The sequence below is a fragment of the Herbiconiux sp. genome, assembly GCF_023264895.1.
In the GTDB taxonomy this organism is placed as follows: domain Bacteria; phylum Actinomycetota; class Actinomycetes; order Actinomycetales; family Microbacteriaceae; genus Herbiconiux.
This window is the reverse complement of sequence record NZ_JAHFUY010000109.1, coordinates 1-14005: the sequence shown is the minus strand read 5'-3', so window position 1 is coordinate 14005 and position 14005 is coordinate 1. Positions and strand designations below refer to the sequence as shown.

Here is a 14005-nt window from a genome sequence, read left to right as displayed (position 1 = left end):
GATCGGCCGACGGCGCCGTGCGACGGGCCGCCTGCGTGGCTATGGCCGGCCACGCCGGGTCGAGGTCGAGCCGCGAGAGCTCGAGGCACATCGCGCACGGTCCCCGCCCCGGCACGACCACGGGCCCCACCCTGATCGACCGGTCGCCGAACTCCACGAGCAGGTGGGGCACGTCGGCCCGGAGCCAGCGAGCGACCCGCCGCGGCACGGTGGCGTAGTGCGACAGCACCACCGCCAGCTCCACCACCGGCTCCACCACCAGTTCCGCCGCCGGCTCCGCGGGTGAGCCGGGCTGCCCCTCCGGATCCGCGACCCGCGGCTCGTCGAGCGCGCCGGCCGCGGGCTGCACGGAGGCGCCGAGCTGCCCGAGCAGGCGCGCCACGGCAGTCGCCGCCGCACCGTGCCCGTCGAGCGCCACCCGGCGACCGCGAAGCGGATCCGGTGGCAGCGGATCACCCAGCACCGGCCGAAGCTCGCCGAGGATCTCGTCGACCCGGCCGGCCCCGATCCGCCTCGCCGAGGCGAGCGCACCGAGCACCGGGCGCGACACCCCGGCGGCGGTCAGCCCCAGCACCGTCTCGTGCGCGTCGTCGACGGTCTCGAGCCGGAGGAGGGGCTCCTCCACGCCGAACTGCAGAGCGCCCGGCGTGCGCCAGACGAGCGGATGATCGGGGTTCAGTCGGAGCGCCATCCCGGCATCCTGCACCACCGGTCACGGCCCGGAGCAGTTCTCCACAGGAGGAGCGCCCACTCCTCCATCGACGAGCGCCGGTGGAGGAGTGGAGGAGCCGTGATCAGACCGCCGGCGGCTGATCCTCGTCGTCGGACGAGGGCGAGGAGTCCGACGATGAGGGCGAGGAGTCCGACGACGAGTCCGTCCCCTTCGACTCCTCGGAGCGCAGCAGGTCTTCGAGCGCCTGGTCCATCTCGTCCGGCTCCGGAGCCGGGGCGAGCAGCCGCGCCACGAGAGCGCCCGGCTCGTCGAGATCTGCCGACGTCGGCACCAGGTCGGGGTGCGACCACAGCGCGTCCCTCTTCTCCTGGCCCACCGCATCCGTGACTTGCTGCCACAGAGCTGCGGCGTCGCGGAGGCGGCGCGGCCGGAGCTCGAGCCCGATGAGCGACCCGAAGGCCGATTCGGCGGGCCCGCCGGTGGCGCGGCGGCGGCGCACGGTCTCGGCGATCGCGTTCCAGCGCGGCAGCCGGCTCGAGGCCTGGGCGGTCACCACGTCGACCCAGCCCTCGATCAGGGCGAGGGTGGTCTCGAGCCGCGCGAGGGCGTGCAGCTGCTGTTCGGTCTTAGGCGGGATGAGGGCACCCGAGGCCATGGCGTCGCGGAGCTCCTCGGGGTTGGAGGGATCGAAGCCGGAGGCGAGCTCCTCGAGCCGCTCGGTGTCGATCGTGATGCCCTTCGCGAACTCGGTGATCGACGAGATGACGTGCAGCCGCAGCCAGCGCGCGTGCCGGAAGAGGCGGGCGTGGGCGAGCTCGCGGATGGCGAGGTAGAGCTGCACCTCCTCGACGGGGATGTCGAGGCCATCGCCGAACTCGGCGATGTTCTGCGGCACGAGCGCCGCCTGGCCCTCCTCGAGCAGGGGGATGCCGACGTCGCCGCCGGAGACGACCTCCTTGGAGAGCTGACCGACGATCTGGCCGAGCTGCATGGCGAAGAGGGTGCCGCCGAGATTGCGCATCATCTGGCTGGCGCCGGCGATCATGCCGGCCATCTCCTCCGGCGCCTGGTCGCGGAGCACCGAGGTGAGCGCATCCGAGATGCTCACGGCCACGGGCTCGGCGAGCTGGGTCCAGACCGGGATGGTGGCCGTCGCCCACTCGGCGCGGGTGAGCAGGCGCGGGGCGACCGCGGAGTCCGAGAGCGAGGTGACCTCGTCGAGCCACAGCGTGGCCACGTGCAGCGCCTGGTCGAGCGCCGCCCTGGTCTGGTCGGTCACGGCGAGGCTAGCGGTGCCGGCGATCTGCTCGGCCTGGGTGCGTGCGGCATCCCAGTTGACTCCGTCGGCCGAGGCCTGCATGGCGTTCTGGAGCTGCGCCATGAGCTGCTGCACGGCGGCCGGATCGGAGGGGAGACCCGCAGCGCTCGCGAGTTTGGAGGGGTCGATCTCGGAGTTGCCGGACAGGAACGCGCGCAGCATGTCGCGGAACTCGTCCTCCGAATCGTCGCGGGGCTGGTCGCTCACGGTGTTCCTCCTCGTTGGCGACAGCGGGCACCGGGTCGGCTCCGAGCACGTTCCATGCGCGCTGTCAGACAGTGCTTCTACGCTAACGGCTGGCCCACCGCCCAGGCTGGGTTTTCGCATAAGCTTGACCGCTCGGCCGTGCGCCCGTGGCGAACACCGGCACCGCCGGGCGCCGACCCGTCACCGCGGAGGCGCCCGTTCGCAGCGAGAGGACCCCGTGACCCTGTTCCCACCCCCGGTGGAGTCTCCCGACGAGCGCCCAGACGGCCTCCCGTTCCGCGCCGTCGAGCCCGAGCCGCCGCGCCCCCGCTCGTCGCGCCGTGCCCGCACCGGCTGGACCATGCTCCTCATCGCCCTCGTGCTCGGCCTCGTCATGAGCTTCCTGCCCGCGCCCTACGCGATCGAGCAGCCGGGCCCGGTCTACGACACCCTCGGCACACAGGAGCAGGACGGAGAGGACGTCCCCCTCATCTCGATCGACGGCGCCGAGACCTACCCCACGGCGGGCACCCTCGACATGCTCACCGTCTCGGTGCGCGGCACCAGGGAGCAGCGGCCGTCCTGGGCCGAGATCTTCTCCGCCTGGTTCGACACCAGCAAGGCGGTCGTGCCGATCGACCTCATCTACCCGCCGAGCGTGAGCACCGAGCAGCGCAACGAGCAGAACGCGGCGCTCATGGTCGACAGCCAGACCGAGGCCATCGCCGCCGCCCTCGGCCAGCAGGGGATCGAGTACACCCGCGAGGTGACGGTCGCCGGCGTGACGGAGGACGGCGCGGCTGCGGGAGTGCTCGAGACCGGTGACGTGATCGAGTCGGTCAACGGCGTCGCGGTCGACGGCATCGAGGAGCTCAAGGCGGAGCTCGCCGCGAACGGTGCGGATTCGCCCGCGACCCTCGTGGTGCGGTCGGCCGACGACCCCGAGACCGGCGAGCCCACCGACGACGCGCGGAGCATCGAGGTCACACCCCGCCTCGCCCCCGGCTCCACCGACCCGGTCATCGGCATCGGCGTGAGCTACGGCTACGAGTTCCCCTTCGACGTGGTGATCCAGCTGAACGACGTGGGCGGGCCGAGCGCCGGCATGATGTTCGCGCTCGGGATCATCGACAAGCTCACGCCCGGCGAGCTCAACGGGGGCGAGAACATCGCCGGCACCGGCACGATCGACGACGCCGGCACGGTCGGCCCCATCGGCGGCATCCGGCAGAAGCTCTTCGGTGCCCGCGACGCCGGAGCCGACTGGTTCCTCGCGCCGGCCACGAACTGCGGCGAGGTCGTCGGTCACGTGCCCGACGGCATCCGGGTGTTCGCGGTCGCGACCCTCGACGAGGCGATGGCCGCCGTCGAGACCATCGCCGACGGCGGCGACACGAGCGCCCTGCCGACCTGCGAGGCGGTCGTGGCGGGCTCCTAGCCCCCCCTGCCGTCCGCAGGCAGTGCACTGTTCGCCGACAGCGGTCTCTCAGCGACCCCTCCCTAGGATTCAGGTGTCTAGGATTGATGGACACAGCACAGCGACCCAGAGGCACACGTGACTTCGCAAACAGCCGAGAAGCCCGCACGACGATCGAGAGTCACTCTCGCGATAGCCATCGCGATCGTGGTCGTCCTGGCGATTCTCTTCTTCGTCTTCAGCACCCTGTACACCGAGATCCTCTGGTACGACCAGCTGGGCTTCCTGAGCGTGCTGACGACGCAGTGGCTCGCCGGGGGAGTGATGTTCGTCATCGGCTTCCTCGCCATGGCGCTGCCCGTCTGGGCCTCGATCGAGATCGCCTTCCGCCGCCGCCCGGTCTACGCCAAGCTCAACTCGCAGCTCGACCGCTACCAGCAGGTGATCGAGCCCCTCCGCCGCCTCGCGACCTTCGGCGTGCCCGCCGTGCTCGGCCTCTTCGCCGGTGTCGCCACCGCCTCGCGCTGGCAGCTCACCCTGCAGTACCTCAACCGCACCGCGTTCGGCCAGACCGACCCGCAGTTCGGCCTGGACATCTCGTTCTACATCTACGACCTGCCCTTCCTCCGCGGCGTCGTGGGCTTCGCCTCGGCCGTCGTGATCGTGGCGGGCCTCGCGGGCATCGCCACCAGCTACCTCTACGGCGCCATCCGGTTCAGCCAGCGCGAGGTGCGCATCTCGAAGGTCGCGCGCATCCAGATGGCCATCACCGCCGCGCTCTACCTCCTGCTGCAGGCCGTGAGCATCTGGCTCGACCAGTTCGCCACGCTCGCCAACAACTCGGGCCTCATCACGGGCGCGTCCTATGCCGACGTCAACGCCACCATCCCGGGCCTCCAGATCCTCGCCGGGGTCGCCGCCATCGTGGCCGTGCTCTTCATCGTGGCGGCGGTCATCGGTCGCTGGCGCCTCCCGATCATCGCCACCGCCCTCCTCGTCGTGATCGCCCTCATCCTCGGCTCGCTCGCGCCCTGGGTCGTGCAGCGCTTCCAGGTCGACCCCTCCGAGCGCACGCTCGAGCAGGAGTACATCCAGCGCAACATCGACATGACCCGCGACGCCTACGGTGTGGCCGACGTGGAGGAGACCCCCTACGACGCCACCACCACGGCCGAGGCCGGAGCGCTCCGGAACGACGCCGAGACCACGGCGAACATCCGCATCCTCGACCCCGCCCTCGTGACGCGGTCGTTCCAGCAGCTGCAGCAGTTCCGGCAGTACTACCAGTTCCCGCCGCAGCTCGACGTCGACCGCTACAACATCGACGGCCAGGTGCAGGATGCCGTGGTCACCGTGCGCGACATCGACATCGACGCCCTGGGCTCCTCGGCCACCTGGTACAACCAGACCGTCGTCTACACCCACGGCTACGGCGTGGTCGCCGCCTACGGCAACCAGCGCTCGGGCGACGGGCAGCCCGTGTTCCTCGAGTCGGGCATCCCGACCGTCGGCGAGCTCGGCGACTTCGAGCCGCGGATCTACTTCGGCGAGGACTCGCCGGCCTACTCGATCGTGGGCGGCCCCGAGGGCTCGCCCAACATCGAGCTCGACTACCCGTCCGGAGAGGACGGCGCGTCGCAGACCTACACGACCTTCGAGGGCGACGGCGGGCCCAAGCTCGACAACATCTTCAAGCGGCTCGTCTACGCGCTGAAGTTCCAGTCCGAGCAGATCTTCCTCTCGGATGCCGTCAACGACGACTCGCAGATCCTCTACGACCGCGATCCCGCCGAGCGCGTCTCGAAGGTCGCGCCGTACCTCACGATCGACTCCGACCCCTACCCGTCGGTCGTCGACGGCAAGGTCGTCTGGATCGTCGACGGCTACACGACCTCGGCGAACTACCCGTACTCGCGGGTGCAGTCGCTCAGCGAGTCGATCGCCGACACCTACACGCCCACGCCGGCGTATCCGGTCGACGACATCAACTACATCCGCAACTCGGTGAAGGCCACGGTCGACGCCTACGACGGCTCGGTCACGCTCTACGCGTGGGACGAGACGGATCCGCTGCTGGAGACCTGGCAGAAGATCTACCCGTCGACGCTCAAGTCGATCGACGAGATGAGCGGCGACCTGATGAGCCACGTGCGCTACCCCGCCGACCTCTTCAAGGTGCAGCGCTCGATCCTCGGCCAGTACCACGTGACGGATGCCGGCTCCTTCTACTCGCAGGAGGACGCCTGGACGACGCCCAACGACCCGACCGCTCCGCCCTCGAACCCCACCCTGCAGCCGCCGTACTACCTCACGCTGCAGATGCCGTCGCAGGACTCCCCGTCGTACTCGCTGTACTCGACCTTCATCCCGCTCACTCAGCAGGGTGCGGATACGTCTCGAAGCGTGCTCACGGGCTACCTCGCGGTGGACTCGAATGCGGGAGACGCGGCGGGGGCGAAGTCGGAGGACTACGGTGCGCTCAGGCTCCTGACGCTGCCGAAGGACGACACGATCCCCGGCCCGGGCCAGGTGCAGAACAGCTTCTCGTCCGATCCGGCGGTGTCGTCGGCGCTCAACCTGCTGCGACAGGGTGAGAGCCAGGTGATCAGTGGGAACCTGCTGACGCTGCCCGTCGGCGGAGGCCTGCTCTACGTGCAGCCGGTCTACGTGCAGTCCCGCGGTGAGACGAGCTTCCCGCTGCTGCAGCGCGTGCTCGTGTCGTTCGGAAACAAGATCGCGTTCGAGAGCACCCTCGACGGGGCGCTCGACGCCTTGTTCGACGGCGACTCGGGAGCGCAGGCGGGCGACACCGACGTGACGCCGGTCGACGGCTCCGATCCGGTGGTGTCCGATCCGGACGGCGAGGGCGGAACCGACGACGGCGGCGGCACGGGAACAACTCCCGCGCCCACGGCCCCGATCACCGGATCGCCGGAGCTCGTGGCCGCACTGACGGCGGCGCAGACGGCCCTGGCCGAGCGCGAGGCGGCTCTCAAGGCCGGCGACTGGACCGCCTACGGCGAGGCCGACGAGCGTCTGCAGACCGCCATCGAGCAGGCGATCGCCGCCTCCGACTGATCCGTGGTTGCACCACCTCGCGGCGCATGCTAAGTTAGCTTCTTGTGCCGCGGGGTGGAGCAGTTCGGTAGCTCGCTGGGCTCATAACCCAGAGGTCGCAGGTTCAAATCCTGTCCCCGCAACGAAGAAGAGGTGGGCCCGGTCATCGACCGGGCCCACCTCTTTTGCGTTGCGGAGCCCGGACGCGACGCTCCTCGTGGGCCCACGCCGAGCGGAGGCTCCGAGCGCCGTCCGCGGCGCTTGGAGGGCTCGGTGGGGAGTCAAATCCTGTCCCCGCAACAGAAAAGCAACAAATACAGAGAAGGCCCGGTCATCGCGACCGGGCCTTCTCTCGTTTCTCGGGGGGCGTCAGGCGGCGTGCTGGCGACGTCGCTGGCGGGCGAAGAGGTAGGCGCCGGCGGCGAGGAGCAGGGCTCCGACGGTGAGCACCGGGGCCACGACGGCGCCGGTCGAGCCGAGCACCGAGGCACCGGAACCGGCCGAGCCCGCGTCGCCTCCTGCACCGCCGTCGGGCGCGGGCGCCGCCGGCGGGGTGGGTGCCGGGCTGGGGGTGGCGGGGGCGTCGGCTGCGACGGTGAACGGCACCTCGACGACCTTGCCGCTCTGGCGGCCCGTGAGGGTCACCGTGTGCGCGCCTTCCTCAGCAGGAGCGGTGAACTCGTAGCGCGTGCTGCCGTCGATGAGGTCGTGGCTGCCGAGTCCTTCCGCTTCGCCCTCGACGACGGCGTCGATCTGACGGTCGCCGCCGAAGCCGGCCGCATCCAGCACCAGATCGCCACCCGGCTGCACGGTGGTCGGCGTCAGGGTCCCGGTCGCCTCCGCGCTGAAGACGGCCGTGTCGCGCTCGAGCTGCAGCGCGTCCGCCATGGTGAAGAAGTTGTCGGTCTGGTCCGTGAGCCCCACGACCTGGGCGGCGCCCGGTCCGTAGCCCGCGATGCGCAGCTGCGATCCGGTGTGCTGCTGAGAGCCACCGGCTGCGGCCGTGCCGTAGGAGACCTTCATCGTGGTGCCGTCGGCCGTCGTGAGCGCGGTGCTCAGGCTGGTGGGCGGGGTGGAGTCGACGATCTGGCTGGTGTGGGCGTGGTCGGCGGTCACGATCACGAGCGTGTTGCCATCGGCCTCGGCGAAGGCGAGTGCGGCCTGCACGGCCTCGTCGAGGTCGATGGTCTCACCGATCTGGCCGCAGGCGTTCGCGGCGTGGTCCTGCTTGTCGATCGAGGCGCCCTCGACCTGCAGGAAGAAGCCCTCGTCGCCCGTGTCGAGCAGATCGATCGCCTTGTTCGTGAGGGAGGCGAGCGAGAGGTCGGTGCCGAGACGGTCGGGGTTCGGCTCGCAGGTCACCGCCGGCAGATCGGCGCCGCCCACGGTCGCCACGGAGGGCGCGAAACGGGTGGGGAAGTTGCCGGGGGTGAACAGGCCGAGCACGGGCTGCGACTGGTCGGCTGTCGCGACGGCGGCGAGAGCCGCGCCGTCGTCGACGATCTGGTAGCCGCGGTCCTCCGCCTGGGCGAAGAGCGTCTGACCGTTCCACTGGCCGGCCTTCGCCGTCTGCCCGAAGCTCGTCGCGCCGCCGCCGAGGGTGACGTCGGCCCTGGTGTCGAGCAGCTGCTCGCTGATCGAACCGAGGCCGCCTGCCGCGAGGGCGTCGTCACCGCACGAGGCGCTGTCGGGGCCGTAGCAGCTGCGGGCGTCGACGTGGGCCGCCTGCACGGCCGGCGTCGCATCCTGGATCTCGGACGTCGACACGTTGCCCGTCTTCAGGCCGTTGGCCTTCGCGATCTCCACGAGCGTGTCCTGGGGGTTGCCGTCGATGTCGACCGAGATGGCGTTGTCGAAGGTCTTCGTGCCGGTGGCCCACGCCGATCCGGTCGCCGCGGAATCCGGAACGGCGTCGGGCTTGCCCTTGTTCGCGCCGTCGCGGTAGAGCGAATAGGTCGTGTACTGGCCGGTCAGCGGCAGCGCGTCGATGCCGGGGAGCTCACCGGCGGCTCCGTACTCGTAGTTGCGCGCGATCGTGATCTCGGAGTCGCCCATGCCGTCGCCGATCAGCAGGATGACGTTCTTGGCGGGGCCGTCGACGATCGAGTCGCGGAGCAGGGCCGTCTTGTCGCCGTCGTTGCGCTGGGCTCCGCCGTTCACGGAGAGGTCGTCGCCGGCGGCGAAGGCCGTGGAGGGGATGCTGATGCTCGCCACGACGAGGAGCGCGGCGGAGAGCACGAGCGGGGCGCGCCTCGCGCGACCGGTGTGAGAAGTGGGTGTCATGCTGCTCAGCCCACGCCCGCTGCGGGAACGCCGCGTGAACGGGGCGCGTCGGCGGAGTGAAGCGCCGGTGGAGACGAGATGCCCCCCCGGACGGGGCGCGCGGAGACGACCGCCGTGCCGTGCACCTGGACCCAGGTCTCTTCCGCGGTGCTCCACCGCCCCCTAGGCTCGCGCTGTGGTGACCCGAGCAGCGTGATCCGATCGACCGACAAGGGCGCCGGCGGTGTGCGGCTGCGCGCCGTGCGGGCCGACGCGCTCCGGCCCGCCCTCATCCTCCTCGCGGTGTTCGCCGTCGTGTGCGGGGGGCTCCAGCTCGCCGTGGGGGCCGTCGCGCCGGTGCCGTTCTGGATACCGGCCGCCTTCACCGCCGTCTACGCCATCTGGACCGCCGCCGGTGTGATCGCCTGGTGGCGACGGCCGATGAGCGGCACGGGCGGTCTGCTGCTCGCCGGCGCCGTGGCGGTGTTCGTGGGCGGGGCCGGCAACCTGGGGCTGCCGGTGCTCACGGAGATCAGCACCGTGTTCGCCACCTTCATCCTCGCCGTGACCGTGCACCTCCTGCACGCCTTCCCCTCCGGCCGGCTGCACGGCGCCTTCTCGGTCGCGACGGTCGCCACGGGCTACGGGGTGACCCTCCTCCTGCAGATGCCGCTCTACCTCCTGCCCGCCGACCAGTCCGCACTGCTCTCCGTCGCCACCGTGGTGCAGAGCACGGTGGGCCTCGGGGTCATGGTGGCGACGGCCGTCTTCCTGATCAGGCGGCTGCGGTCGGCCGATCCGCAGAACGTGCGCGTGCTGCTCCCGCTCTACCTGTACGGCATCCTCGCCGTCGTGCTCATCCCGGTCTCGGCGAACGTGCTCACGCTCCTCGGCGCCGACGGCGTGGTGATCGGCGGGACCCAGCTGATCGTGCTCGCCGGCATCCCGATCGCCTTCCTGCTGGGCGTGCTGCGCGGCGGCTTCGCCCAGACGGCCGAGGCGGATGCGCTCAGCGCGTGGCTCGGGAACGCGGGCTCCACGGGCGCCTCGGTCGCCCAGGCCCTCGCCCGGTCGCTCGGAGACGACTCGCTGCGAGTGGCGTACTGGTCGGAGGAGAGAGGGGTCTTCCTCGACTCCGCGGGCGCCGAGGTGGCCGAGCGCGAGCAGGCGCCACCGCGGCTGTGGCAGGAGGTGCGCGTGGAGTCGCGTCTCGTGGGCGCGATCGGCTACGACGGCCGCATGCTCACCGATCCGGAGGCCGTGCGCCGGGCCGGACGGGTGCTCGCCATCGCGCTCGACCGGGAGCGGCTCACGGCGGCGCTCGTGGCGAGCAACGAGGCGCTGCAGCTCTCGCGGCTGCGGATCGTGGAGGCCGCCGACCGCGAGCGGGGCCGCATCGCCCGCGACCTGCACGACGGCCTCCAGGTGCAGCTCGTGCTGCTCGCGCTCGAGGCCCAGCAGATCGCCAACTCCCAGGACGCACCGCCCTCGACCGCGGCCGCGGCCACCGCACTGCGCTCGCGCATCGATGCGGCCGCCGCCGATCTCCGCCGTCTCGTGCACGCCGTGCTGCCCTCGGCGCTCGTGGAGCGCGGCCTGACCGCCGCGACCGAGGACCTCGTCGACCGGCTCGACATCCCGGCGACCCTGGTGAGCGACGTCGACGACCGCGCTCTGGATCCGGCGACGGCGCGCTCCGCCTACCTGATCGTCGCCGAAGCCCTCACGAACGCCGTGAAGCACTCCGGCGCGCGCACCGTGCGGGTCTCGCTCGCGCGCTCCGAGGGCGTGCTGCGGGTGGGCGTGAGCGACGACGGGCGCGGGGGAGCGCGGGTGGAGAACGGATCGGGCCTCAAGGGGCTCACCGACCGCGTCGACGCTCTCGGCGGAGCCTTCGAGCTGATCTCCCCGGCGGGAGCCGGGACCGAACTGAGAGTGGAGCTGCCATGCGCGTCGTGATCGGCGAAGACGAGGTGCTGCTGCGCGAGGGACTCGTGCACCTGCTGGAGAACGAGGGCATCGAGGTCGTCGCGGCGGTGGGCACGGCGGTCGAGCTCGAGCTCGAGGTCGCGCGCCTCGAGCCCGACCTCGTGGTGACCGACATCCGCATGCCGCCCACCCACACCGACGAGGGCCTCGTGGCCGCCCTGCGCATCCGCCGCTCGCACCCGGGCGTCGCCGTCATGGTGCTCTCGCAGCATGTGCAGCGGCGCTACGCGACCGAGCTGCTCGAGCCGCGCGACGGTGGAGTGGGCTACCTGCTCAAGCAGCGGATCGCCGACGTGCGCACCTTCACCGAAGACCTGCGGCGGGTGCAGGCCGGGGGCACGGCCCTCGACCCCGACGTGGTGGCGGTGCTCGTCTCGCGCGCCAGCAAGACCCGAGGGCCCGTCGGCGACCTCACCCCGCGCCAGCTCGAGGTGCTCGGGCTGATGGCGGAGGGGCGGAGCAACGCCCACATCGCGGCGCGGCTCGGGACCTCGGAGAAGGCCGTGGTGCAGCACACCTCGAAGATCTACGACACATTCGGCCTGCCGGTGGCGGCCGACGACCACCGCCGGGTGCTCGCCGTCATCCGCTACCTGGCGGATGCCGGCACCGCGGCACCCGCCGGCGGGTCTCAGTAGCCCGGGGCAGAGCAGGCCCGGGTCAGAGCAGCCCGGGTCTCAGTAGGCCTGCTGGATGGCGGCGGCCACCGCTCCCACGTCGTCATTGGCCTCGAAGACGCCGCTCATGGCGGGGTAGAAGGCCTGGTTGACGATGATCGTGAAGGCGAGGTTACGGCCGCCCTCGGTCTCCATGACCCCGCCGAGGGTCTTGGTGCCGATCCGCACCCGGCCGTTGAAGTCGTCGCCGCCCACGAGCGTGCCGGTCTTGGCGAACACCTTCCCTGCCGCGGGACTGTCGGTCTGCACCGCGGCGAGGGATCCGTCGACACCGAGGATGGGCATCGTGTCCCGCCACCGCTCGGCATCCGGTCGGGCAGCCAGGATGCTCTGGATCTGGACCGCATTGGCCGGAGTGATGTAGTTGCCCTCGAGACCCGAGCCGTCGATCAGCGAGGCGCCCAGGACGTCGAGGCCGGCGTCGGCCCAGCTCTCTCCGGCCACTCCCATGCCCATGCCGTTCTCGGGGCCGCAGTCCGGCTCGCCGGCGTCCGCCGAGAGGCGGCACATCAGGGTCTGCGCGCCACGGTTGTAGCTGATCTTCATGACGTACGTGATCTCCTCGCCGAGGGGCAGCGACTCGAGCTCTGCGACTGCGGGCAGGGCTGCGACCGCAGCGGAATCGGGCAGGGAACCGGCGGCGTTCGCAGCCACGGGGCTCGCCGACACGGTGACCCCGGCTCGTCCGAGCGCCTCGATCAGGGCTGTGCGGGCGAAGGACGCCGTGTCCTCGAACTCGTAGACCTTGAGCGAGGGGTCGTCGCCCTCGGCGATGGTGCCGGTGATGACGAGGGTGTTCGGGTCGCCGGGGGAGGGCTTGGGCGCGGTGATTGCTGTCTTCTCACCCGCGGCGACGGTCTGCACCTGGTTGTCGAGCTTCCACGGGGCGACGGCGGGGGTGAGCGCCGCGGTCGCGGGCTCGCCGGCCGTGCCCGGGGTGATCAGCACGTCGAGGAGGTTCTGGTTGATCACCGTCGGTGTGACGGGCTTGCCCTGCAGCTCGCCCGAGAACAGGCGGTCATCGACCACCACGTCGCCCTGCACGGCCGTGATGCCCGAGGCCCGCACCTGGGCGGCCAGGTCGTCGAGCCCGGTGAGCGGATCCTCCGGCGTGAGCGTGGCACCCGGGAGCGGGTTGGCGTCGTTGTGGTCGAGGTTCGTGAAGTCGACCGTGCCGTCGGCCTTCGTGCGCCCGCCCATGGTGAGGTCGCCCTGGCCGACCAGGATCAGGTCTCCCGTGAGCGTGCCGCCCGCGACCTCGCCCGACTGCTTCACGGGGGTCGTGACCGTGTGCTCCGGGCCCCACTTCACCCAGGCCGCGCCCGCGCTGTAGGTCTTCACGAACGAACCGGGCTCGGCGAGCTTGTCGCCGTCGAGGTCGATCAGCGTCTCACCGGTGTCGAGATCCGCCACCGAGATCGCCCACCGGCCGCTCGCGTACTGCGGCTGGTTCATGACCTCGAGTGCCGCATCCGGAAGACCGGGGACGCTGGAGAGCGCCCCGCCGCTGCCGGGGGTGCTCGTCGTGCCGACCGGGGCGCCGCCCGTGCAGCCGGCGACGAGAGCGGTGGCGGCCGCCACGGCGAGCACGCTCAGGCCCCGGGCGACTGCTGCGCGGCTCATGCGCCCGCTCCGTTCGCGAGCACCTCGGCGAGGGCGCGGAAGGCCGTGTCGGCCGGATGCGTCTTGTCGGGCAGATCGGATTCGTTCATGTACACGACGATGCTCGCTCCTGTCTCGGGGTCATGGAAGGTCGCGGCGGTGAAGCCGATCCCCTCGCCGTTGTGGCCCAGCCAGCCGTTCGTCTCGCCCATGCCCACGGCGTAGCGGTCGTAGGGCGGCTTCGGGATGGGATGGCCGATCTGCCGGAGCTCCTGCGTCTCGGGCTGGAGCAGGGCGCCGGTGCCGAGCGTCTCGGCCCACACCCGCCCGTCGTCGAGCGTGGAGAACAACGAGCCGGCGGCGCCGAGGATGGAGGGGTTCTCGTCCTGGCCCACCAGGGCGCCGTCGTGCGGCAGGTAGCCGATGGGATGCGGATCGGCCCAGTCGGTCACATCCGTGATGTAGGTGGTGCCGGTCTGTCCGAGGGGCTGCAGGATGCGCTCGTCGAGCACCTCGGCGTAGGGCTTGCCGGTGACCGCCTCGATCACCCCGCCGAGCAGGTTCGTGTTCGCGTTGGTGTAGATGTACTCGGTGCCGGGCGCGAACTCGGCGGGAAGGCCCTTCACGTAGCTGTTCAGCTCGCTGAGGGTGAAGATGCGGTCGGGGTCGGCCTGCCAGTCGGTCACGAACGCCTCATTGACGTAGTCGGCGTTGCCGCTGGACATGTTCGCGAGCTCGAGCAGGGTGATCTCGTCGCCGCCCGTGACGCCCTCGACGTACTGGTCGAGGGTGTCGTCGAGGCTGAGGGCGCCCTCGTCGGCGAG

8 protein-coding genes, 1 tRNA gene and 1 pseudogene are annotated in these 14005 nt (G+C 71.2%); 5 read left to right on the top strand and 5 right to left on the bottom strand.

The genetic code is table 11. The annotated features are described in order from the left end of the window. Together Q0D57_RS17065 and Q0D57_RS17060 are read right to left on the bottom strand one after the other, a co-directional pair. Positions 1-691, bottom strand: a pseudogene (locus tag Q0D57_RS17065) (hypothetical protein); the annotation flags it as partial. Between the two features lie 103 nt (positions 692-794). After that, positions 795-2198 carry a zinc-dependent metalloprotease gene (locus Q0D57_RS17060; RefSeq protein ID WP_291046283.1) on the bottom strand — a complete coding sequence of 468 codons (1404 nt, stop codon included), beginning with the start codon at positions 2196-2198 and terminating at the stop codon, positions 795-797. 217 nt (positions 2199-2415) lie between these two features. Between Q0D57_RS17060 and Q0D57_RS17055 the strand changes: the two genes are divergently transcribed. From Q0D57_RS17055 to Q0D57_RS17045, 3 genes are all read left to right on the top strand, one after another. Further along, complete coding sequence (locus Q0D57_RS17055) at positions 2416-3615, top strand: S16 family serine protease (RefSeq protein WP_291046281.1); 1200 nt, start codon at positions 2416-2418, stop codon at positions 3613-3615. A gap of 117 nt (positions 3616-3732) precedes the next feature. Beyond that, positions 3733-6672, top strand: a complete 2940-nt coding sequence (locus Q0D57_RS17050; RefSeq protein ID WP_291046278.1) for a UPF0182 family protein — start codon at positions 3733-3735, stop codon at positions 6670-6672. A gap of 48 nt (positions 6673-6720) precedes the next feature. Continuing rightward, a tRNA-Met gene (locus tag Q0D57_RS17045) sits at positions 6721-6794 on the top strand. 226 nt (positions 6795-7020) lie between these two features. On the opposite strand, the gene phoA is transcribed toward Q0D57_RS17045, so the two are convergent. After that, positions 7021-8934: an alkaline phosphatase gene (gene phoA / locus Q0D57_RS17040; protein ID WP_291046276.1), complete on the bottom strand. Its 1914-nt coding sequence runs from the start codon at positions 8932-8934 to the stop codon at positions 7021-7023. Positions 8935-9126: 192 nt separating this feature from the next. On the opposite strand from phoA, the gene Q0D57_RS17035 reads away from it, so the two are divergent. Both Q0D57_RS17035 and Q0D57_RS17030 read left to right on the top strand, forming a co-directional pair. Further along, complete coding sequence (locus tag Q0D57_RS17035) at positions 9127-10872, top strand: histidine kinase (protein WP_291046274.1); 1746 nt, start codon at positions 9127-9129, stop codon at positions 10870-10872. Further along, positions 10860-11540, top strand: coding sequence for a response regulator transcription factor (locus tag Q0D57_RS17030; protein ID WP_291046272.1), 681 nt, complete (start codon positions 10860-10862; stop codon positions 11538-11540). Before Q0D57_RS17035 ends, Q0D57_RS17030 begins: the two co-directional genes overlap by 13 nt. 39 nt (positions 11541-11579) lie before the next feature. Here the strand turns inward: Q0D57_RS17030 and dacB are convergent, their stop codons facing one another. Both dacB and Q0D57_RS17020 read right to left on the bottom strand, forming a co-directional pair. Continuing rightward, a complete protein-coding gene (gene dacB, locus Q0D57_RS17025; RefSeq protein ID WP_291046270.1) occupies positions 11580-13202 on the bottom strand; it encodes a D-alanyl-D-alanine carboxypeptidase/D-alanyl-D-alanine-endopeptidase in 1623 nt (540 codons plus the stop codon). After that, a partial coding sequence (locus tag Q0D57_RS17020; RefSeq protein WP_291046268.1) for a serine hydrolase domain-containing protein occupies positions 13199-14005 on the bottom strand: 807 nt, incomplete at its 5' end. The genes Q0D57_RS17020 and dacB, both read right to left, overlap by 4 nt.

Coding starts and splice junctions, on each gene's coding strand:
- phoA (WP_291046276.1), bottom strand. CDS start 8,934: ATGACACCCACTTCTCACACCGGTCGCGCGAGGCGCGCCCCGCTCGTG.
- Q0D57_RS17030 (WP_291046272.1), top strand. CDS start 10,860: ATGCGCGTCGTGATCGGCGAAGACGAGGTGCTGCTGCGCGAGGGACTC.
- dacB (WP_291046270.1), bottom strand. CDS start 13,202: ATGAGCCGCGCAGCAGTCGCCCGGGGCCTGAGCGTGCTCGCCGTGGCG.